Genomic DNA, 22,744 nt, shown 5'->3' on the forward strand with positions numbered 1-22,744 from the left:
GAGTAATAAACTATATATTCTTGCTCCGTAGGAGCAGTACGTTTGTAGCAAAATTTAACCTGTCAGAGTGAGTTCCGTAGGAACGGCACATTATCCCACCCTGTTTTATAAATAATAATCCTTACCAATTTTCTGGTGAGGATTTTTTTGTACCAAATCCGACAATTTAAATTTTAAAGGTGCTTTTCCTGTAACAATTAAGGCATTCTCCTCTGTTTTTGTGCTCATGAATATCAGAATTTTGTCATGTAAAATTAAAGTTACAGGCAGATCCCGAAAAGCCAAAAAAAAATAGTAGGGAAATTAAAAAAAACAAGACAATGAAAAAAGCACTAATCGTAGGAATCAATGACTACGCACCCATCGGAATGGGTGGTCCGGATTTAAACGGATGCATCAATGATGCAAGAGACATGGCAAACACGCTGGTAATTTGTGGTTTTCTACCTTCACAAATCAGAATTTTGACCAACCAAAATGCTACTAGAGCCAATATTTTAAATTACCTGAAAACCCTTGTTAACAACAGTGTGAAAGGCGATTCTCTAGTATTCTATTACTCCGGTCACGGGACCCGGGTTGCCAATATAAGTGTGGATTTGGAAATTGATGGTCTGGACGAAGCTATTTGTCCACATGATTACGCAACTGCAGGGGTTATTCGTGATGATGATTTTAAAGCGGTTCTCAGCAAACTGAAAGCGGGAGTAAATTTGGAAGTCATTTTCGACTGCTGCCATTCTGGAACAGGTACCAGAAAAATGGATTTGGGATTGGATATGGATTTCTCTTATGAAGCCGCACGCTTTATCCCTCCCATGCTGGAAGATGAGTTCTACATGACGTATGCAAGCGAAATTCCATCAGCAAAAAGTTCTAAAAAAGCAGAAATTACAACGAAAGCCCTAGTTCCGGTTGCCGGATTGAATCATACGTTGTGGGCAGCTTCCAAAGACAACCAGGTATCTATGGAAGGTAATATGAGTGGCCAGGTAAGAGGCTATTTTACCTATCACTTCTGCAAAATACTGCGTGCAACCAACGGAAGTATTGTCAGAAAAACACTCGACAAGCAGATTGCTATCGCATTGGCGGCGATGGGAGCAGCTCAAATGAATCAGACGGAAAGTATGACTGCAGAATTTTCTCAAAAAATATTTTCATAAGAATAAATTGGCGGAATCCGAAAAGCCATCCAAAGAGTAGGAAAAAACTGATTAAAACACCAAATAATCATGTCTAATATCGAAAACAACAACCCGATGACAGCCGAAGAAGTTTCAAGACTTAAAACTGTCAAAGCAAAATCAACGGAAAAATTAGTTAACGACAAATTGAATGACCGGGAGCCTGAAATGGAAGTCATTGACGGCAGATCTTATCCAAAAGGAATGAAATCTGTGGCCATCACAATGAACGAAAAATCAGCTGATGACAAACTTGTGGAAACTGATTTCTTCTATCCGACTCACGCAGATTTTGAGTATCAACCAAGATTGGAACCGAAAAAAGACCGTAAGCCAAAATTTATTGAAAGAGAAAACTTCCTTACCATGGATGGTGCAAGAACTATTTTTGGAGTTGATCAAAGAAAGGTATTTAATTCTACAGCTTACCCATGGCGTTGTGTGGGAAGAGTAGAAAGTTCACTGGGTATTGCAAGCGGAGTAATGATAGGTCCACGACATCTTTTGACCTGCGCCCATATCATAGACTGGAAGCCAAACAACCAGACAGGCTGGTTAAAATTTACACCGATGTATTACAACGGAAGCGCACCTTACGGAAGTGCTTGGGGAATACAAACCTACTACAAACATAAAGTTGCCGGGCCTACGATTGATGGTACAGAAGTACAGTTTGACTACGTGGTAGTAGTTCTTGACAGACCTATTGGAAACAGCACAGGTTGGCTAGGTTCCAAATCTTATTCTGATTCTTGGGACGGACAAGCTTCTTTTACACACGCCGGTTATCCTGCAGATTTGACGGGAACCCAGAGACCGACTTATCAGACAGGAATTGCTTTAGATGGCGATTTCTGGAGCCCCGATGATAATCAAAGTATTCAGCATAAAGCTGATATCTGGCCCGGACAAAGCGGAGGTCCGTTTTGGGGATATTGGAACGGTTCACCGTATGCGGTTGCCACTCAAAGTGCACACAACTCAAGCATTAATTTTGCGAGTGGAGGTTCAGACTTAGTAGGTCTCGTGACGAGAGCAAGAAATGAGTATCCTTAAACATTTTTGTTTTATAAATGGAGAGTCTGGTTTTTAATCGGGCTCTTTTTGTTCTTATAATCTATGGTGTATTTTCAATTTTTGTATTTCGAAACTAATTGAAACGGCTTTGTTTCAATTAGTTTATTAATGAAGTGTTTAATATTCTTTGTATACCTTGCGTTTTAATCGCAATGAAAGACAAAGTTTTTGTAATAATGCTGCTTTATTAAGATATACAAAGGCATTTTAAAAGTGAAATACAAAGATTAAAGGTTTATAGTATTCTAAATAATAATTGGTTTTTCTAAATGTAAAAAACAGCATCTTGAAAAAGCACTGTTCTTATTTAAATAAAATTATTTTCTAAACATTTCTGTATGCGGAATATTGTCTTCCAGATATTTTTTTCCGGTATCTTTAAATCCAAATCCTGAATAAAATCTCAAAAGATAATCCTGTGCAGAAATTCGTACTTCGCTTGTATGAAAACGATTTTCGATGGTTTCAACGGCATATTGTATCAATTGTTTGCCTAAACTTTTACCTCTTGCCTTTTCTGTAGTTAAAACCCTACCAATAGAGGTTTCTGTATATTTTATTCCTTTGTTGAAAATTCTGCAGTACGCTAAAACATTGTTATCTTCTTCAGCCCATATGTGAATAGCCTGTTGATCATATCCATCAAGATCATGATAAGGACAGTTTTGTTCAACTACAAAAACATCGACCCTAGCTTTGATGATCGCATAAAGTTCGGAAGTAGTAATTTCTTCAAAACTTTTGATTTTCCAGATCAAATTACTCATTGAAAGTCACGCTGTTATTAGCCAGAAATTCATTGGTTTTTTGAATGAAACTTAAAATCTCATCAGTTCCCGTTTTCTTTTCTGCAGAGGTTACATAGATTTCAGGCAGATCTTCCCACGTTTTGTGAAGTTCAGCTTTGTAATCTTCAACGTTTTTAATGACGATGTTTGGTTTAAGCTTATCAGCTTTCGTAAATACAATTGAAAACGGAACACCACTTTCTCCACACCACTGGATAAATTCCAGATCAATATTCTGAGGGGTATGACGAGAATCAATCAGAACAAAAAGATTCACCAGATTGTTTCGGTTTAAAATATAATTGTTGATAAGCTTTTCAAAATCTCTTCTCATCACTTTTGAAACCTTTGCGTATCCATAACCCGGTAAGTCGGTAAGATACCAGCTTTCATTTATAATGAAATGATTGATCAGCTGAGTTTTTCCTGGAGTTCCTGAAGTTTTTGCTAAATCTTTCCTGTTGAGCATTCCGTTGATCAATGAAGATTTTCCTACGTTTGAGCGTCCGATAAAAGCATATTCCGGGATGGTTCCTTCAGGGCATTCCTGCCATTTTCCGCTGCTTTTTACAAACTCTGCTGTTTTTATAATCATTTTGTCTTGATTTTATTTAGAAATAAACCATTAAGAAATTCTTAATGGCTTACTGTCAATTTATATTTTATCTTTTACCCAACTGTATAGAATCTCGTTGAATTCATCGGGCTTTTCCATCATTGCAGCATGTCCGCATTTATCAATCCAGAAAAGATCTGAATTCGGGATAAATTTATGCATATCGATCGCTACTTCAGGAGGTGTTACATTATCTTGCTTCCCCCAGATTAAGCAGGTCGGGCGCTCAATTTTTGGAAGGTCATTCAGCATATTGTGTTTAATGGCGCTTCTTGCAAGCATCACCGTTTTTATTCCCTTCATTCTGTCGTTCACCACACTGAAAACTTCATTAACTAAATCTTCAGTAGCTACCGCAGGATCGTAAAAAACCTCTTCAGCCTTCTTTCTGATATAAGAACGATCGTTTTTTCTTGGGAAGCTGTCACCAAAAGCTCTCTCATATAAGCCTGAGCTTCCTGTAAGAACTAAATTTTGTACGAGATCTGGTCTTGCCAAAGTCAAAATAAGCCCCACATGACCACCCATAGAATTTCCTACAATGGTTACGGGTTTACCAATTTCACTTTCGATAAATTTAATTACATATTTGGCAATTGTTGTAAGATTGGTATTCAGTACCGGCAGATCGTAAATTGGTAATTGAGGCACAAAAACCTTAAAACCTTTGCCTGAAAAAAAATTCACCATCTTGTCAAAATTGCTCAACCCACCCATCAAACCGTGCAATAGCACCAATGGATGTCCTTCCCCAGCTTCAATGAAGGTATATTTCTTATCTTTTTTTGTACTAAATATCATAAAATCGCTTTAATAAAGCATTGCAAAAATACAAATTATACACCAAAAATTTTTTGATATCTCTAATTTAAAATAAAAATAATATAATAAGCATTTTCACCTTACTTTTTTTAAAATTCTTTTTATTATTCGATGAATAGTAGCATGTGTAACTGTTTTCATATCAAATATTTAAAGGCTTTCTGATGAGTGTAGTGTAAAACTTATTAACATTAAGTCAAAAAGTGGGAAAAAGTGGGAGGTTTTGGAAATTTTTGTATAATTTTGTCCCAAATGAGAAATTTCATTGGAACATATGAGTGCAAAATAGACGACAAAGGTCGCCTGAAAGTACCTTCATCGCTTACCAAGCAGATGGAGAACTTTGACGATAAGACCTTTGTAGTAAAGCGTTCTGTGTTTCAACCTTGTCTCGAAGTTTATCCTATGAAAGCGTGGGATAGAATGATGGAAAAAATTAACAAACTCAACAGGTTTATTAAAAAGAATGCTGATTTTATCAGGATGTTTACTGCAGGCGTAAAAACTGTGGAACTGGACAGCGCGGGTAGATTGCAAATCTCAAAAGATCTTACTCACTATGCGGGTCTTACGAAAGATATTGTCGTGACAAGCGCAGGTGAACTTTTTGAAATTTGGGACAAAGATGCATACGAAGAGGTAATTGCAACCAACGAAGAAGATTTTGCAAGTCTGGCAGAAGACGTAATGGGCGCATTCGGCGAAGAATAAATAAATAATCACAAATGAGCATATATCACAACCCGGTTTTATTGAAGCAAAGTGTGGATGATTTGGTAACGAATCCGGACGGAATATTTGTAGACTGCACATTTGGAGGTGGAGGGCATTCACAGGAAATTTTAGACAGGCTTTCTGAAAAAGGGAAACTGTATGCATTTGACCAGGATTTGGATGCGCTTAAAAACACCTTAGATGATCCGAAATTTACATTAATCAACCAGAATTTCAGATTCTTGGAAAATTCTCTTTTAGCGTACGGTATTTCACAGGTTGATGGTGTTTTGGCTGATCTGGGGGTTTCTTCTCATCAGTTTGACGAAGCAGAAAGAGGCTTTTCGACAAGAAATAATGCTCCACTCGATATGAGAATGAATGTGATGCAGAGTCTTGATGCTAAAAAAGTCATCAATGAATATGAAGAAGATGCTCTTGCAGATGTTTTTTATTACTATGGAGAATTGCGAGAGGCTAGAAAATTAGCAAGAGATATCGTTCATCACAGAAAAATCAAGAGTATCAATACAACAGAAGATCTGAAAAAATTGTTCAGTTTTCTTCCGCCGCATAAAGTGAATAAATTTTATGCCCAGCTTTTTCAGGCGGTAAGAATTGAAGTCAATCAGGAATTAGAAGTTTTAAAGGAAATGTTGGTTCAGGCTTACAATATTTTAAAACCGGGCGGAAGATTGGTAGTGATCTCTTATCATTCTTTAGAAGACCGTTTGGTCAAAAGATTTCTGAAAAACGGAATGTTTGAAGGTGAGCCGCAGCGCGATATTTACGGAAACTATGCAAAAGCATTTGAGCTCGTGAAAAGCAAGGCTATTATTCCTGACGATAAAGAAATTGAAGAAAACTCTAGAGCACGCAGTGCTAAAATGAGAACAGGAATAAAATTATAAATGATGAGCAATGGGTAAGCAATTATAATATTACACATCACTAATTACCTATGACTAATAAATAAAGTGGCAAAAAAACCAACATATCGCCCTCAGAAAAAACTCACTTTTATAGATATTATAAAAGGAAATTTCCTGAATCGGGATGAGCTGAAGGATCATTATAAATTTTTCTTGTTGATTTTTGTCCTGATGATGGGAATGATTTATTCTAACCATCTGGTCAATAAAAAAATAAAAATTGTAAACGCACTAAAAGAACAGACAGAAGAATTCAAATCAAGAAATGCTTACGCTCAAAGTAAGCTGATTAAAGTAAAAATGGAATCTGAATTGGGGAAGCAAGTCGCAGCAGACTCTTTAATGACTTTAGAAAGTCACCCGCATAAATTGTTAATAAAACTAGACAGTACAGATGCAAAAGCAAAGTGAATACGACAACAAACGTAAAAAGACGTTAAGATGGGGCTACCTCTTTGCAGTGGGAGTTTTGTGCGTATTTGTGCTTTTCATCACCAGAATTATCATTCTTCAAAACACCAATGTTCAGGAGATCAAAGACGATTATATCAACAATAATTACCGTACTGCAACCTTAAAAGCGGCCCGCGGAAACTTATACGCTTCAGACGGTTCCATTCTAGCCACAACCGTAATGCGATACGATGTTTTTCTTGATTTTAAAACTATTAAAGACACGGTATATACCAATAATATTGGCCCACTCACAGATTCTTTAAGTAAAATGTTTGGCAAGCCGAGAGCTGATTTCAGAAAGAGATTTGATGAGCAGAGAAAAAAGAAAAACCAGTATTATTCTTTAGTAAAAGGTTTGGATTTCGATCAATATGACAGAATTAGAAAATTCCCAATCTTTAAAAGAGGAAAAAATAAGGGTGGTTTTATCATCGACAGAAACTATAAAAGAGAACTGGCAACTTCTGAAATTGGTTCTGGGACGATAGGGATGGATCAAGGTGGCTTAAAATCTGGTTTGGAAGGTGCTTTTTCAAAATATCTTACGGGAAGCGATGGCGAGAGATTAGAACAAAGAGTCAATTCATCACAATGGAAACCTATTGATTTCTGGAAAGTGAAAGAGCCGATAGATGGACAGGATGTTTACACCACTTTGGATCTTAGAATTCAGGATATTGCCCATTCAGCTTTAGAAAAGCAACTCATCAATTTTGAAGCAAAACACGGAACCGTAATTGTGATGGAAGTGGCAACGGGGAAAGTTCGGGCTATGGTAAATCTAAGAGAAACCGAGCCTGGAGTTTATGAAGATGCATATAATTACGGATTAAAAGATAATATCGAGCCGGGATCTACATTCAAAACCATCTCGCTTCTGGCAGCAATGGATGACGGTTTTATCGACGAAAATACGACTGTCAACGTAGGAAATGGCATCTGGACGTATGCAAAGCAAAGAATTTCTGATGGTCATGGTGGCGGAACTTACGAAATTAGCGATGTTCTGGCAAAATCAAGCAACGTAGGAACTGCTAAATTGATTACCAAATTTTACGCAGATAAGCCGCAGATCTTTCTTGATCATCTAAGAAGATGGAAATTGTTTGATAAAATGGATATCGAACTTCCGGGAATTACAAAACCCAGAATTTTAACTCCAAAAAGCAAATCATGGAACGCAGCAACCTTAGCTTCAATATCTTACGGCTATGCGACAAACATCAATTTACTACAGTTAACCACATTTTACAACGGAATTGCCAATAAAGGTAAAATGCTGAAGCCGCTTTTCATTGACAAAATAATGAAAGACGGGAAAACGGTTTTCGAGGCAAAAGAAGAAGTGATTGTAAAGAAAATGGCATCAGAAAAAGCCATTCAGATGATGACGAGTGCCTTGACAAAAGCTGTAGAAAAAGGTACTGGTAGAAGTATTTTTACACCCAACCTAAAAATGGCGGGAAAAACAGGAACGGCAAGATTCGAATATTGGTTGCCGGGTCCGATGAAATATAGAGCATCATTTGCAGGGTTTTATCCGGCAGATAATCCGAAATATACTTGCTACGTGATGATCAGTGAGCCAAATGTATCAAAAGGATTTTATGGAGGAACAGTTTCCGCACCGGTTTTTAAGGAAATCGCCGGAAAAACTTTTCTGAAAACACCTCAGAATGTAGAAAAAGAAATGCTTGTCGACAGAAAGGTCAATTTGAACAAAATGGTTGAGCCCAATGTGAAAATAGCAGTTAATAATAAACAAATGCCAAGTGTAGTAGGATTGATTGGTAAAAACGCAATCCCACAATTGGAAAATTTAGGATACCGTGTAGATTTCAAAGGAGTTGGAAGAATTAAAGAACAATTTCCTTTGGAAGGAACAACAATAAGCAGAAATCAAAGAATTTATTTGACTCTGCAGAATTAAAAGATAAAGCATCAAAGCAATGCAATTAGTTGAATTATTAAACAGAATTCCGGTAATAGAAATTCAAGGCGAAAATAGCCGTGAGGTTTCTGAGTTGGTATTCGACAGCAGAAAGGTTTCCAAAAACTCTTTGTATATCGCACTGAGAGGAACAGTTGTGGACGGACATTCATTTATTGCAGCTTCTATTCAAAAAGGAGCGACGACGATTGTTTGTGAAGAACTTCCTGAAAATTTAGATGAAAATATTACTTACGTTAAAGTAAAAGATGCGTCTAAAACTTTAGGACATTTAGCTTCCAATTTCTACGGAAATCCGTCTGAGAAATTAAAACTAATCGGAGTTACCGGAACCAACGGAAAAACTTCTGTTTCGACTTTGCTTTTTGATGTATTTAAAAATTTAGGCTACGATTCGGCTTTATTGTCAACGGTAGAAATCAGGATTGGTGAAGAAATTATTCCGGCCACACATACGACTCCGGATGTGATTACTATCAATAAAATCTTAGCAAAAGCTGTCGATCAGGGTTGCGAATTTGCCTTTATGGAAGTAAGTTCTCACGGAATTGCCCAAAACAGGATTGAAGGTCTTACTTTCAAAATTGCCGGCTTTACCAACCTTACCCACGACCATTTAGATTATCATAAAACGTTTGATGAATATTTGAAAATCAAGAAAAGATTTTTTGATGAATTAAACGAAAATGCAATCGCTATCACGAATGTTGATGACAGAAACGGAAGCGTGATGCTGCAGAATACAAAAGCTGCAAAAAGGTCTTATGCTTTGAAAACGATGGCAGATTACCACGGTAGAACTCTGGAAGTTGATTTCAACGGAATGCTGTTGAATTTTAACGGAAAAGAATTCTGGACGACTTTAACAGGAAAATTCAATGTCTATAATTTGCTTCTGGTCTTCGGAATTGCTTCCGAATTAGGTTTCGAGCAAGACGAAATTCTTCAGGCGATAAGTATTTTAAAAAGAGTTTCCGGAAGATTTGAAACTTTTAAGTCTGATGGTGGAATTTTCTTCATTGTTGATTATGCTCACACTCCGGATGCATTAGAAAATGTGTTGGACAGCATCAACGATATCAGAACAAAAAATGAAAGACTGATCACTGTTTTCGGTTGTGGAGGTGATAGAGACCACTCCAAAAGACCTGAAATGGGAAACATTGCTTCAAAGAAATCGACTTTGGCAATCATCACTTCAGACAATCCAAGAACGGAAGACCCGAACCAGATTATAAAAGAAATTGAAGCAGGCGTTGAACCTCAAAACTTCAGCAAATACACTTCAATTCCGGACAGAAGAGAAGCCATAAAAATGGCCATTAAATTCTCAGAACCGAAAGATATTGTTCTTGTAGCCGGAAAAGGTCATGAAAACTATCAGGAAATCAATGGTGTGAAACATCATTTTGATGACAAGGAAGTAATTAATGAGCTTTGGAAGCTGATGAGTAAGTAATAATTTAAGCTTTAAACCATAAACCAAAATTTGAACTAAATGTTATACTACTTATACGAATACTTAACGAGTCACGGCATTCACATACCAGGAATGAATTTGTTGAGGTACATTTCGTTCCGTGCAGGAATGGCAGTTTTGTTGTCTCTCACGATTGCTCTTATTTATGGAAAAAGCATCATCAATTATCTGAGAGGCAAACAAATGGGCGAGCTGGTTCGTGATTTAGGTTTAGACGGGCAAAAGCAAAAAGAAGGAACACCTACAATGGGTGGTTTTATTATCATTATTGCCACATTGATTCCTGTTTTGCTGTTTACGAGAATTACCAATGTGTATATTGTGCTTTTAATGGTTACAGTTGTTTGGATGGGCGCGATAGGTTTTATAGACGATTATTTAAAGAAAATTAAAAAAAATAAAGACGGATTAAGCGGAAAATTTAAAATCGTCGGGCAGGTAGGTTTAGGGCTAATTATAGGAGTGACAATGTATTTCCATCCCGATATTACGGTTAAAAGAAAATATGCAGATACAAAAGGGGTCAATAGAAACAATGTAGAGCAGAATTTCATGCCTGCCGAGAAAATCACGGTTTCTACGGTTCCTTTTGCTAAAAATAATGAATTTGACTATAGTGGAATTCTTTTCTGGATGAATGATAAAGATGCTCACGAATGGGCTTGGATTGTATTTATCCCTATTGTAATATTCATCATAACAGCCGTGTCAAACGGAGCCAATATTACAGATGGAATTGATGGTCTCGCCGCCGGAACCAGTACAGTTATTCTTTTGACGCTGGCGTTTTTCACCTACGTTTCCGGAAACATCATCTTTGCAGATTATCTCAACATCATGTTCCTCCCAAATATGGGTGAAACCACGATTTTTGTCGTCGCCATGGTGGGCGCAGTTATCGGATTTTTCTGGTACAATACTTATCCGGCACAGGTTTTTATGGGCGACACAGGAAGCTTAATGTTGGGAGGAGTAATTGCCGTTTTAGCGGTTATTTTAAGAAAAGAATTAATGATTCCTGTGCTTTGCGGAATTTTCCTGATAGAAAATGTTTCGGTAATGCTTCAAGTCGTAGTTTTTAAATACAGAAAAAGAAAATTTGGGTTAGAATACGCCCAGAATAATAGATTGTTTAAAATGTCTCCATTGCATCATCATTATCAGAAAGATGGTTTTCACGAAAGTAAAATTGTCAACAGAATGATTATTATTGGTGTAATGTTAGCGATTGTATGTCTCATCACATTGAAGATGAGATAAAATTAGCAGTAAGCGATAAGCTTTAAGCTTAAAGCCTAATGCATAAAGCAAATTATATGAAAATAGTTGTTTTAGGAGGTGGAGAAAGTGGTTGTGGTGCTGCTTATTTGGCTAAAAAGAAAGGTTTGGAGGTGTTTCTTTCAGACAAGGGAGCCATTAAGGATAGCTACAGGCAATTTCTTATCGATAATGAAATTGAATTTGAAGAAGGAAACCACGATGAAGCAAGAATCTTAAGCGCAGACTGGATCGTAAAAAGCCCGGGAATCCCGAAAAAGGCAGATATGATTTACAAAATTCATTTGAAAGGAATCAGAATTTCTTCGGAAATAGAATTTGCTTCAGAATTTACCAACGCCAAGATCATTGCCATCACCGGGAGCAATGGGAAAACGACGACAACCTCTTTGATCTATTACATTCTTAAAAAAGACGGAATGAATGTAGGTTTAGGCGGAAATATCGGATACAGCTTTGCAAAGCAGGTTGCTGATGAAAACCATGAATATTATGTTTTGGAGGTAAGCTCTTTCCAGTTAGATGATATTCAGAATTTCAGACCGTATATTTCTTTGTTGCTGAATCTGTCTAAAGATCATTTAGATCAGTATAATTACAACTACGAAGAATATGCTTTGGCAAAATTCAGGATCGCTGAAAATCAAGAGAATGACAATTTTTTCATCTATAATAAAGATGACGAAATGAGCAAAAATATTCTGGAAAAATTTGAGATTAAAGCAAAAATGATCCCTTTTTCAACCAAAGAAAAGCTGAATGAAGGGGGTTTTATTGATGATGAAGAATTAATTGTACGGCTAAAAGATAAATTCTCGATGAAAATAGAAGAATTGTCTTTAATGGGAACCCACAATGTTGCCAACAGCTTAGCAGCGTCAATCGCCGGTAAAATATTGGACATTAATAATGAAAGCATCAGAAATTCATTAATGACCTTTCAGGCAGTTGAACACAGACTAGAATTAGTTACTGAGGTTGACGGAGTAAAATTCATCAACGACAGCAAAGCAACCAATGTAAATGCAACATATTACGCTTTAGAAAGTATGAAAACCCCAACCGTTTGGATTGTTGGTGGACAGGATAAAGGAAATGACTACTCAGAAATTGAAGATTTAGTCAAAAGAAAAGTAAAAGCAATTGTTTGTTTAGGAATTGACAATCAGAAAATCATAGACTTCTTTAAAGATAAAAAAGAATTTATTTATAATACTTCCAGCATGGAAGAAGCGGTGACCATTTCAAAATCATTGGCCAAAAACGGCGATACGGTTTTATTATCACCTTGCTGTGCAAGCTTCGATTTATTTAAGAATTATGAAGACCGCGGTAATCAGTTTAAAGAACAGGTTTTAAAAGCAACAGCTCATAGCAATAGCTAAAGCAAAGATTATGAACGAACAGTACACAGAAAACAAATTTGAATATCTGAAAGGCGATAAAGTGCTTTGGATGGTCATTATTGTGATCTCCATTTTCTCGATTTTCCCTGTGTATTCTGCAAGTTCAAATCTAGAATACATTGTCAATAACGGAACGACAACAGGTCACGTTATGAAGCACATGTTTTTCGTAGTCCTTGGTTTGGGGATTATGAGATTGGCAGGAACGGTAAAATATGAGTACATCGGAAAGCTGAGCAGTATTTTACTGGGTTTAATGGTCGTTCTATTGATTGTGACCATGTTTACAGGCCAGACTATCGACGGCGCGAGTGCTTCAAGATGGCTGAAAATTCCGGGAACGCCGATTTCGTTTCAGCCGTCCTCATTTGCTTTCTTAATGTTGATCATTTATCTGTGCAGATATTTAACGAAGAAAATAACAAGAGAAAGGCTGCCGATCGAGAACATTATGTACATTTTCGGGCCGATTTTATTAGTTTTTGTACTTGTTGCTAAAGATAACGGCTCTACAGCTCTGATGATTTTAATGGTTTCAGTAATCGTTTTGATTATCGGGCAGCTTCACTGGAAGTATATTGCAGGATTTATTTCAGCATCATTTGTTGCGATTGCTTTGTTTTTGTTAATTGCTTTAAATACCAATATGATCGGCGGAAACCGTGTACATACATGGATGAGCCGTATAGAAACATTTACTTCAAGCAAAGCAAAAACGGCTGATGTAGATGATGAAAGCGTAAAAGCAAAAAACTATCAGGTTATGCAGGCGAAAGCCGCAATTGTTCATGGTGGAGTTACCGGAATGGGTCCCGGAAAAAGTGCTTTAAAACAAATGCTTCCGCAGTCTGCATCCGACTTTATTTTTGCAGTAATCGTAGAAGAATATGGAGTGATTGGTGCTGTGTTTTTAATCAGTATGTATCTGATAATGATTATTAGAATCGTGATGATTGCCAGCAAAATGCCCGCATTTTTCGGATCGTTGCTGGTCCTCAGTCTCGGGGTGATGATTTTTATACAATTGGCAGTTAATATTGCTGTTGCGGTCAACTTGATTCCAGTAACGGGACAGCCATTACCACTAATAAGTTACGGAGGAACCTCAATGCTGGTAACCTATTTACAGCTGGGAATTATTTTAAATATCAGCTCAAGAATCCAGATATATGATGAAGAAGGAATGGGAAAAAAACAAAGTATAGTTGAAATAAACGACATCGCTTAAAACAAAACAAAATGGAAGTAAGAAAAATTACGTTTACCGACAATAAAAATTCAAATAGTAAGATAGTTATTGAAACAAACGAAAATATCGTCAGTTTTCTTGAAACTTTCAGATTGGAAGTTGGTGAAGTTATAGAACTCAACAATGCGATGTATACCGTGAAAACGATATCGGAAAAACAGGTTGACGGAAAAAATGAATTTTTGGTCGATGTAGAATTTATTGATTTGATTGAAAATCAACCTACCGCTTAAAATTGATATGATGAGCAAAAAACTAAAAATATTATTGAGCGGTGGCGGAACAGGTGGACATATCTTTCCGGCAATTGCTATTGCAGACGAAATCAGAAAAAGGTTTCCTGATGCAGAATTTTTGTTCATCGGAGCCAATGGGAAAATGGAAATGGAAAAAGTTCCACAGGCAGGCTACAAAATAGAAGGAATTGACATCGCAGGAATCGACAGAGGAAATATGTTATCCAATTTAGGTCTGCCTTTCAAAATTTGGAAAAGCTTGTCTAAATCTAAAAGAATCATTAAAAGTTTCGCTCCGGATTTTGCGGTAGGAACAGGTGGTTTCGCAAGCGGACCCGCTTTATATGAAGCAAGCAAAATGGGTATTCCAATTTTTATCCAGGAGCAGAATGCACATGCAGGAGTAACGAATAAAATATTAAGTAAAAAGGCAAAAGCAGTTTTTACCGCTTATCCTAGAGTAGATGGTTTTCCGAATGAAAAAATCAAGTTCCTGGGAAATCCTATCCGTGAGAATATCATTTCAGGAATGCAGGAAACTTCTGAGGCAAAAGAAAAAATGGGTTTAAATAAAGATAAACTCACGATTCTTTCAGTTGGTGGTTCTTTGGGTTCAAGAACTTTAAACAACGGCTGGAAAGACAATTTAGATAAATTAAAAGAAAAAGGCTACCAGTTAATCTGGCAAACCGGAAAATTGGATTATAGCGAATTGAGCAGCGAATCTCGAATCTCGAATCTCAAATCTCAAATCCAGTTAAAGGAATTCATCAAAGACATGGAAACTGCCTATTCAGCAGCTGATATCATTGTTTCAAGAGCGGGTGCAATTGCCATTTCTGAGCTGGCGGTAGCGCAAAAGCCGGTTTTATTGGTTCCGTTTCCATTTGCTGCGGAAGATCATCAAACCAAAAATGCGATGACTCTCGTTGAAAAAAACGCAGCTAAAATGGTAAAGGACTCTGAAATGCAAGACAAATTCTGGAGTGCATTATCAGAAATCTGCGAAAACGAAAATGTCAGAAAAGAAATGTCAGACAATCTGAAATATTTTGCTAAACCCAATGCCGCAAAAGAGATTGTGGATGAAATTTTTAAAGTGATAAAATAGATAAAGCGTTTGTCATTCTGAATGAAACGCAGTGAATGAAGAATCTATCATATTGACATTCTTTATTCCTCAGAATGACAAAGTGAATTTTTTTAATTAAATAAATGAACAATTTAGAAACATATCAAAATTTTTACTTCGTCGGAATCGGAGGTATCGGAATGAGTGCTTTGGCGCGCTATTTCCACGCTTCGGGCAAGAATGTTTTGGGATACGATAAAACCAATACAAAACTGACTCAACTTTTAATGAGCGAAGGAATTGATATTGTTTTTGAAGATGTTATTGATGAGGAAATTACTTCTCTCGAGAAAGAAAAGACATTGGTCATCTATACTCCGGCAATCAAAAAGCTTGGAATTTTAGATTATTTTAATGACAATCGGTTTCAAGTTTTAAAAAGAGCAAAAGTTTTAGGTTTAATCACCGACAATACAGACTGCATCGCAGTTGCAGGAACTCACGGAAAGACAACAACATCCACTTTGGTTTCGCATTTATGCAAAGAAGCAGATCTGCCATTTTCATGTTTTTTAGGTGGAATTTCTGAGAATTTTAAATCAAATTTCCTGTATAACGGAAATCAATATTCTGTAGTGGAAGCCGATGAATATGACAGAAGTTTTCTCAGCCTTTCTCCGGATTGGGCAGTCATTACTTCTACAGATGCAGATCATCTAGACATTTATGGCGATAAAAATACCATTGAGGAAGGTTTTAGACAATTTGCGGCATTAGTTCCTCAAGACAAGCAACTTTTTGTAAAAAAAGGAATCGAGATTGGGAGAGATCATAAAACTTACGCTGTAAATGAAGTTGCAGACTATTATTCAGATAACCTTCGTATGGATTATGATAAAATCTATTTCGATTTTCATACGCCAACAGAAACGGTAAAAGATTTCGTCTGGGATGTTCCGGGAATTCATAATGTTGAAAATGCCACGGTTGCCTTGGCAATTTTATACAATTTAGGAGTCAGTTTTGAAACTTTAAAGAAAGCGATTGCCAATTTTAAAGGCATAAAAAGAAGATATACAAAACATATTTATCCAAGCGGGAAAATTTATATTGATGATTATGCACACCATCCGACAGAAATCAATGCGGTAGTGGGTTCTATTAAAACATTTTATCCGGATAAAAAACTGCTTGTTGTGTTTCAGCCGCACTTGTTCAGTAGAACAAGAGATTTTGCAGATGGTTTTGCTGAGAGTTTAAGCAATTCTGAAGAGTTGATTTTGCTTGATATCTATCCCGCAAGAGAACTTCAGGAAAATTTTGAAGGAATTACTTCAGATTGGCTTTTAGAAAAAGTGACTTTAGATAAAAAAGAAATTTCAGATTTGTCTGAAGCTTTTAATAAAATAAAAGAAAAAGAATTTGACATTTTGCTCACGGTGGGTGCAGGAAATATAGACACACTGTATGACCCGATTTGTGAGTGGCTTTCAAATAATTAGTAATAAAGAAATTAAACAGTTTGAATGTCTGAAATCTGACGTCTGCAATCTGTTATCAAGATAAAATGAAAAACAAATACAGAATTTTAAAAATTGCCATCACAGTGATCATTCTTGGATTCCTGCTGAGTTTCTCATTGAAGAGATTCAGCGCCCAGAAGATTACAGACAGCAAGATTTCTGTGAAATTGAATGAAAAAACTCCGGTATACTTTATTGACGAAAAAGATATTAAACAAATCGTCCTTAAAGAAAACCCTTCAGGACAAATAGGAAAATTGAATATTCCGGAACTGGAAAAGAAAATCAATGCACTTCCCGCGGTTGACAGCGCCAATGTGTATTTAAATTTAAATGGAAAACTCAATTTAGATATCAAGCAGAGAGTTCCGGTTTTCAGATTAAATAATGACGGAAAAGATTTTTATGTAGACGAAAAGGGAACAGAATTCCCGATTTCCAGAACCTACTCTCATCCTTGCATGTTGGTGACGGGAGATGTAAAAAAAGATGAGTATGAAAAGCTGGCTGAGCTGGTTGATAAAATCAACAAAGATGATTTCAGTAAAAAATATTTTATTGGAATTTCAAAATATAAAGACAGCTACAATCTGCTGACAAGCGAAGGAAATTATAAGGTGGAGATTGGAGATTTAGAAAATATTGAATTAAAGGTAAAAGGTTTTAAAACTTTTGTTGAGAAATATTTAGTTTTTCAGGATCCTGAGAAATACAATATGGTTTCGGTAAAATATCAGAATCAGATTGTAACGACTTTAAATCCTTATTTTAAAGAAAACGACAGTATTTTAAAAACCGGGCATAAAGATTTAGCAAAAACACCAATGACGGTTGCTCCTGCAAAAAAAGCAGAGGTTAATCTGAAACCTAAGGTAAAAAAGGCCAGTTCAGTTTCTTTAAAACCAAAAGAAACCACTACGCCAAAAGCTGTGGTCAAACCAAAGGAAAAGAAAAAAGCTCCTGAAAAGAAACCGGCAGCAAAACCAAAGACAAAAGCGAAGGTTAAAATAGAATAGGAAAAAAGAGTCCTGAAAAGACTACTTAAAAAGGATAAGAGAATCCTATCAAAGAAAATAATAGGCTATAAAATAAATAAGTAACAAATCAAATCGATATACACAATGGAAAATCAAGAGTATTCAGTAGGTCTTGACATCGGGACGACCAAGATTGTCGCCATTGTCGGAAGGAGGAATGCACACGGGAAAATAGAAATCCTCGGTGTTGGTAAGGCCAAAAGTCTTGGAGTACATAAGGGTATTGTGAATAATATTTCACAAACCATCAACTCTATCAAAGCAGCTGTGGCAGAAGCGCAGTCAAGCGCAGGTGTACCTATTCATAAGGTCACCGTGGGTATAGCCGGCAAACACATCCGTTCGCTGCAGCACTCAGATTACATTATGCGTGAGAATCCCGACAGATTCATCACAGATGATGACATCGAAGCGCTGAAAGACCAGGTGAAAAAGCTTGTAATGCTGCCTGGTGAGGAAATTATTCACGTTTTACCACAGGAATATAAGGTTGATTCTGAAGGTGAAATTCAGGAACCTGTAGGAATGCACGGAAAGCGCCTGGAAGCCAATTTTCATGTGGTTGTAGGGCAAATGGGAAGTATCAGAAATATTGCAAGATGCGTAAGAGAAGCTGGTCTGGAGATGGAAGCACTTACTTTAGAGCCTTTAGCATCTTCTGAAGCAGTTTTAACTAAAGAAGAAAAAGAAGCAGGTGTAGCAATCGTAGACATCGGTGGTGGTACTACAGATATTGCTATTTTTAAAGATAATATCATCCGTCATACGTGCGTCATTCCTTACGGTGGCGGAATTATTACAGATGATATCAAAGAAGGCTGTTCAATTATAGAAAAACATGCGGAGCAATTGAAGGTAAAATTCGGTTCTGCAGTTCCGGAACTGGAAAAAGACAGCACATTTGTAACCATTCCGGGACTTCACGGAAGACCCGATAAAGAAATTTCATTAAAAACTCTGGCACAAATCATCAATGCGAGAGTGGAAGAAATTTTGGAAATGGTCAACACAGAATTAAAAGCTTACGGAGCATTTGAACAAAAGAAAAAGCTGATTGCCGGAATTGTTCTTACAGGTGGTGGTTCCAATCTGAAACATCTTCGTCAGCTGGCAAATTATACCACAGGATTTGACAGCAGAATTGGTTTTGCTAATGAATATATTGCAAACGATAAAAACCAATATCTGAAAGGTCCTGAATTTGCAACATCTATCGGTTTGCTGATGGAAAGCTTAAAGATCAGAGATAAAAAAATGGTCTCCGTAGAAGATGAAGCCGAAATTGAGATCGAAAATAAGACCGAACAAACTGAGCAGCAAACAGTTTCTGCTGTTGAATCTCAAAGTCAGGCTCTTCAGCAGGTTGTGCAGGAATATGAAACTCCGGCTCAGCAGCAGCAAAGAAAAGTTAGATTGACCTTCGGACAGTCTCTGATGGAAAAAGTAAAAAAATTCTTTGAAGAAGTAGAATAATAAATATAAACGATAAAAGATCAATGATAATAGATAATCACAAATATAGATTATGAGTCATTCATCAGTTATCATTCATCAATTATCAATTATTAAAAATATAAGCATGGAAAATATAGGTACACAAGGGTTTTCATTTGATCTGCCAAAAGGAAATTCTTCAATCATCAAGGTTATTGGTGTAGGAGGCGGCGGAAACAACGCGCTAAAGCACATGTATGAAAAAGGAATTCACGGAGTAGATTTCGTCATCTGCAATACAGATGCGCAGACTTTGGATAACAATCCTGTTTCAAACAAGGTTCAGCTAGGAATTACTATTACAGAAGGTCTTGGAGCGGGCGCAGATCCTGAAGTAGGTGAAAAGGCAGCAATCGAAAGTATTGAAGAAATCAAGGCAGCAATGGGGCAAAACACCAAAATGGTTTTTATCACCGCAGGAATGGGTGGTGGTACCGGTACAGGTGCGGCTCCCGTGATTGCTAAAGTGGCAAAAGATATGGGAATTCTTACAGTAGGTATCGTTACCGTTCCATTCAGTTTTGAAGGAAAAAGAAGGCTCGATCAGGCAGAATTAGGACTTGATAAACTAAGAAATAATGTTGATTCATTAATTGTTATCAACAACGATAAATTGAGACAGCAATTCGGAAACCTTGGTTTCAAACAAGGGTTTTCTAAGGCCGATGAAGTTTTAACCAATGCGGCAAAAGGAATGGCAGAGGTTATTACGGGTTACTTTGATGTGAACATTGACTTTAGAGATGCTAAATCTGTGCTTCAAAATTCCGGTACGGCATTAATGTCTACAGGAACTGCTTCAGGTGAAAACAAAGCCGAAGAAGCCGTGAGAAAAGCATTAGATTCCCCATTATTAAACGATAACAAAATCACAGGGGCTAGAAACGTATTATTGCTGATCAGAAGTGGTGTAGAAGAAGCAACCATGGATGAAATCGGGATTATTATGGATTATATCCAGAAGGAAGCGGGCCACACAGCAGACATCATTTTTGGTGTCGGTGCTGATGAAGAGCTTGGAGATGCAGTAAGTGTATTGGTGATTGCTACAGGTTTTTCAAACGATAACCAGAAGTTTGCAGGACCTACTGAAAAAATCAGAATCGGTCTGAATGATGCTTTGGAAACACCAAAATCTTCGCCTTTCAAAACCAGAGACGAGAGAGAGGTTACTCCTGAACAAGGATATGATTTTGGAGGAAAAAATCTTTTCAGATTAGATGACGAAGATCAGTCTACGCCACAATTTAGATCGTCTGTTGAAAAAAAAATGATGATCGACGATGAAGATGTTAAAACTCAGGTAAAATTCTCTGATAGAGAGGAAGATACATTACAAAGCCCCGTTCAGAGCTGGAGAAATGAAGAATCAAATGCAGAAGAGAATGTCAATTTATTTTCTCTTGAAGATGACAATGATCCAAACGATCTCGAGATTCAGTCTTTCTCTTTCGATTTTGAAAATAAGAAAGAAGAGTCAAAAAATGAATCATTCAATAGTTTTTCTGATGAAAAATCTGTTGAATTCAGCTTTACGGTAAACGAACCGATCATTGAACAAAAATCTGATTTCGGACAGCCAAAATACGAGTTTGAAAGTTCAGGGATTATTGAGAAAAAAACAGAAGAAACAACTCATAAAGTTGAAACATTCTATCAGACACAAGAACAGCCGAAAGCAGAAGAGCAATCTGTTATTGAAAAAAGAATAGAAACAGAAACTACGAGACATACAGAATCTGAATTTACTTTCGTCAATAAGCCTGCAGATCAGGAAAGAGTGGTAGAAAGAAGAAACAAACTGAAAGAATTCAACTCTCGTTACCAGAATTTCGATCATGTAAATGAGTTTGAATCTGTACCTGCTTTCAAGAGAAAAAACATTTCAATTGACGGTGCCAATGCATCAGACCAAAATATCAGTACGTATCTGTCTGATAACAACGGAAATATGCAGGTCAGAGAAAACAGATTTTTAAATAAAGATGTAGATTAAATTGCTGCATGCAATAAACATTAAGCAATAAGCTTTCAAATTCGAAAGTTTGTAGCCTACTGCTTATCGCCTAAAGCTTAAAGCCAAAACAATGAGTTTAGAATTTACCATAAGTGAAGCAATAAAAACGGCGATGAGAGCAAAAGACAGAGTAGCTTTGGATTCTCTTCGCGCTGTAAAATCGCAGATATTGTTGCTGAAAACCGAAGCCTTAGGAGCTGAAGTTTCATCCGAACAGGAAATTGCAATTTTGCAGAGAATGATCAAGCAGCGTAAAGATTCATATGAGCAGTTTACCGCTCAGGGAAGAAACGATTTGGCAGACGTGGAAGACGCTCAGATGAAAGTCATTGAGAAGTTTTTACCTGCACAATTATCTTCCGAAGAATTGGAAGCTGAAATGAGGCAGATTATTTCAGAAACCGGTGCCGAATCAATGAAAGATTTAGGCAAAGTAATGGGATTAGCCTCTAAAAATTTAGCTGGAAGATCTGACGGAAAAAGCATCTCAGAGATGGCTAAGAGATTGCTCTCATAGTTGATTATTGGCAGTTAAAGATTGATAATTATAATCAACCGACAACCAAAAATCCTCAACCAATTTTAAAAAACGGATATTCAATTTCTACATATCGATTTGATTGACGAAGCCCGAAACATTAAGTTTCGGGCTTCATTTTTTAATACTTATAAGAGTTACCATAAGATATTCTAAAAACTGATGAATGGCAACCTTATACAAATGGGAACTCATTCCATATCCTATCACTAAAAGATGGTATCAATATGAATTTTATTAATAATGTTTTCTCACGGGTATTAGTTTTTAGAATCATTTCAAAATTAATAAAAAAATATCAATATTGGAGATATGTTTATAAAAATAATTAACAAACAATGCGATTTATATATGTGATTACCATTTTTCATTTTGTTTTGCGAACTAATCAATAGTTTTTATAAATTGACTGATCAGCGAGAATGTTGTAAATTTGTAAATAATTAAAATAATAAGAAATGTATCCATCAGATTTAGTAATGCCAATGAAGGCTGAGCTTACAAATAAAGGTTTTCAGGATTTAGAAACTCCGGCACAGGTAGAAGATGCTTTGAAGCAATCAGGTACTACGCTTTTAGTAATCAACTCAGTTTGCGGATGTGCGGCAGGAGCTGCAAGACCGGGAGTAGTTTATTCTTTGACAGGAGAGAAAAAACCAGATCATTTGACCACTGTATTTGCAGGTTTTGATAAAGAAGCTGTTGATGCAGCCAGAAAACACTTAGCTCCATTTCCTCCGAGCTCGCCATGTGTGGCTCTTTTCAAAGACGGTGAATTGGTTCACATGTTAGAAAGACATCACATTGAAGGTAATCCTGCAGGAGCAATCGCTGCAAATCTTCAGGCCGCTTATGATGAATATTGCTAATA

The 22,744-nt window shown here is 36.7% G+C and carries 22 protein-coding genes; 18 read left to right on the plus strand and 4 right to left on the minus strand.

The window, feature by feature from the left end; all coding sequences use genetic code 11:
* Positions 1-105 precede the first annotated feature (105 nt).
* A complete protein-coding gene (locus tag K0U91_RS16245; RefSeq protein ID WP_258561828.1) occupies positions 106-228 on the minus strand; it encodes a hypothetical protein in 123 nt (40 codons plus the stop codon).
* Positions 229-320: 92 nt separating this feature from the next.
* On the opposite strand from K0U91_RS16245, the gene K0U91_RS06785 reads away from it, so the two are divergent.
* Together K0U91_RS06785 and K0U91_RS06790 are read left to right on the plus strand one after the other, a co-directional pair.
* On the plus strand, positions 321-1,166 hold the full coding sequence (locus K0U91_RS06785) for a caspase family protein (protein ID WP_220178871.1): 846 nt from the start codon (positions 321-323) through the stop codon (positions 1,164-1,166).
* Between the two features lie 69 nt (positions 1,167-1,235).
* On the plus strand, positions 1,236-2,243 hold the full coding sequence (locus K0U91_RS06790) for a trypsin-like serine peptidase (RefSeq protein WP_220178872.1): 1,008 nt from the start codon (positions 1,236-1,238) through the stop codon (positions 2,241-2,243).
* A gap of 338 nt (positions 2,244-2,581) precedes the next feature.
* Here K0U91_RS06790 and K0U91_RS06795 read toward each other — a convergent pair whose 3' ends face one another.
* Genes K0U91_RS06795 through K0U91_RS06805 form a run of 3 tightly spaced genes read right to left on the minus strand, consistent with a single transcriptional unit; the run spans position 2,582 to position 4,469 of the window.
* A complete protein-coding gene (locus K0U91_RS06795) occupies positions 2,582-3,031 on the minus strand; it encodes a GNAT family N-acetyltransferase (protein ID WP_220178873.1) in 450 nt (149 codons plus the stop codon).
* Complete coding sequence (gene yihA / locus K0U91_RS06800) at positions 3,024-3,647, minus strand: ribosome biogenesis GTP-binding protein YihA/YsxC (RefSeq protein ID WP_219969822.1); 624 nt, start codon at positions 3,645-3,647, stop codon at positions 3,024-3,026. The genes K0U91_RS06795 and yihA overlap by 8 nt, the downstream gene beginning before the upstream one ends.
* Before the next feature lie 60 nt (positions 3,648-3,707).
* Positions 3,708-4,469, minus strand: coding sequence for an alpha/beta fold hydrolase (locus K0U91_RS06805; protein ID WP_220178874.1), 762 nt, complete (start codon positions 4,467-4,469; stop codon positions 3,708-3,710).
* Between the two features lie 273 nt (positions 4,470-4,742).
* Here K0U91_RS06805 and mraZ point away from each other — a divergent pair, with 273 nt between their 5' ends.
* The 16 genes from mraZ to K0U91_RS06885 all read left to right on the plus strand — a co-directional run bounded on the left by mraZ (position 4,743) and on the right by K0U91_RS06885 (position 22,742).
* Entirely contained in the window at positions 4,743-5,201 is a 459-nt protein-coding gene (mraZ, locus tag K0U91_RS06810) for a division/cell wall cluster transcriptional repressor MraZ (protein ID WP_220178875.1), read from the plus strand.
* Between the two features lie 20 nt (positions 5,202-5,221).
* Positions 5,222-6,115, plus strand: a complete 894-nt coding sequence (rsmH, locus tag K0U91_RS06815) for a 16S rRNA (cytosine(1402)-N(4))-methyltransferase RsmH (RefSeq protein ID WP_220179061.1) — start codon at positions 5,222-5,224, stop codon at positions 6,113-6,115.
* A gap of 66 nt (positions 6,116-6,181) precedes the next feature.
* On the plus strand, positions 6,182-6,547 hold the full coding sequence (locus tag K0U91_RS06820) for an FtsL-like putative cell division protein (RefSeq protein ID WP_219969819.1): 366 nt from the start codon (positions 6,182-6,184) through the stop codon (positions 6,545-6,547).
* Positions 6,531-8,522: a penicillin-binding transpeptidase domain-containing protein gene (locus tag K0U91_RS06825; RefSeq protein WP_219969818.1), complete on the plus strand. Its 1,992-nt coding sequence runs from the start codon at positions 6,531-6,533 to the stop codon at positions 8,520-8,522. The genes K0U91_RS06820 and K0U91_RS06825 overlap by 17 nt, the downstream gene beginning before the upstream one ends.
* Positions 8,523-8,541: 19 nt before the next feature.
* On the plus strand, positions 8,542-10,002 hold the full coding sequence (locus tag K0U91_RS06830; protein WP_219969817.1) for a UDP-N-acetylmuramoyl-L-alanyl-D-glutamate--2,6-diaminopimelate ligase: 1,461 nt from the start codon (positions 8,542-8,544) through the stop codon (positions 10,000-10,002).
* Between the two features lie 39 nt (positions 10,003-10,041).
* On the plus strand, positions 10,042-11,283 hold the full coding sequence (gene mraY / locus K0U91_RS06835) for a phospho-N-acetylmuramoyl-pentapeptide-transferase (protein ID WP_220178876.1): 1,242 nt from the start codon (positions 10,042-10,044) through the stop codon (positions 11,281-11,283).
* A gap of 56 nt (positions 11,284-11,339) precedes the next feature.
* Positions 11,340-12,686: a UDP-N-acetylmuramoyl-L-alanine--D-glutamate ligase gene (murD, locus tag K0U91_RS06840; protein ID WP_220178877.1), complete on the plus strand. Its 1,347-nt coding sequence runs from the start codon at positions 11,340-11,342 to the stop codon at positions 12,684-12,686.
* A gap of 10 nt (positions 12,687-12,696) precedes the next feature.
* Positions 12,697-13,935: an FtsW/RodA/SpoVE family cell cycle protein gene (locus tag K0U91_RS06845; RefSeq protein WP_219969813.1), complete on the plus strand. Its 1,239-nt coding sequence runs from the start codon at positions 12,697-12,699 to the stop codon at positions 13,933-13,935.
* Positions 13,936-13,946: 11 nt separating this feature from the next.
* Positions 13,947-14,189, plus strand: coding sequence for a hypothetical protein (locus tag K0U91_RS06850; RefSeq protein ID WP_220178878.1), 243 nt, complete (start codon positions 13,947-13,949; stop codon positions 14,187-14,189).
* Positions 14,190-14,199: 10 nt separating this feature from the next.
* On the plus strand, positions 14,200-15,303 hold the full coding sequence (gene murG / locus K0U91_RS06855; RefSeq protein WP_220178879.1) for an undecaprenyldiphospho-muramoylpentapeptide beta-N-acetylglucosaminyltransferase: 1,104 nt from the start codon (positions 14,200-14,202) through the stop codon (positions 15,301-15,303).
* Positions 15,304-15,407: 104 nt separating this feature from the next.
* Entirely contained in the window at positions 15,408-16,766 is a 1,359-nt protein-coding gene (gene murC / locus K0U91_RS06860) for a UDP-N-acetylmuramate--L-alanine ligase (RefSeq protein WP_220178880.1), read from the plus strand.
* Between the two features lie 65 nt (positions 16,767-16,831).
* Complete coding sequence (locus tag K0U91_RS06865; RefSeq protein ID WP_220178881.1) at positions 16,832-17,803, plus strand: cell division protein FtsQ/DivIB; 972 nt, start codon at positions 16,832-16,834, stop codon at positions 17,801-17,803.
* A gap of 105 nt (positions 17,804-17,908) precedes the next feature.
* A complete protein-coding gene (gene ftsA / locus K0U91_RS06870; RefSeq protein ID WP_219969808.1) occupies positions 17,909-19,297 on the plus strand; it encodes a cell division protein FtsA in 1,389 nt (462 codons plus the stop codon).
* Between the two features lie 106 nt (positions 19,298-19,403).
* A complete protein-coding gene (ftsZ, locus tag K0U91_RS06875) occupies positions 19,404-21,314 on the plus strand; it encodes a cell division protein FtsZ (RefSeq protein WP_220178882.1) in 1,911 nt (636 codons plus the stop codon).
* 91 nt (positions 21,315-21,405) lie between these two features.
* Positions 21,406-21,852: a GatB/YqeY domain-containing protein gene (locus tag K0U91_RS06880; RefSeq protein WP_220178883.1), complete on the plus strand. Its 447-nt coding sequence runs from the start codon at positions 21,406-21,408 to the stop codon at positions 21,850-21,852.
* Positions 21,853-22,331: 479 nt separating this feature from the next.
* The gene (locus tag K0U91_RS06885; protein WP_220178884.1) at positions 22,332-22,742 is read left to right on the plus strand and encodes a BrxA/BrxB family bacilliredoxin; all 411 of its coding nucleotides are present in this window, start codon (positions 22,332-22,334) and stop codon (positions 22,740-22,742) included.
* Positions 22,743-22,744 lie beyond the last annotated feature (2 nt).

The organism is Chryseobacterium sp. LJ668 (assembly GCF_019613955.1).
Lineage (GTDB): Bacteria > Bacteroidota > Bacteroidia > Flavobacteriales > Weeksellaceae > Chryseobacterium.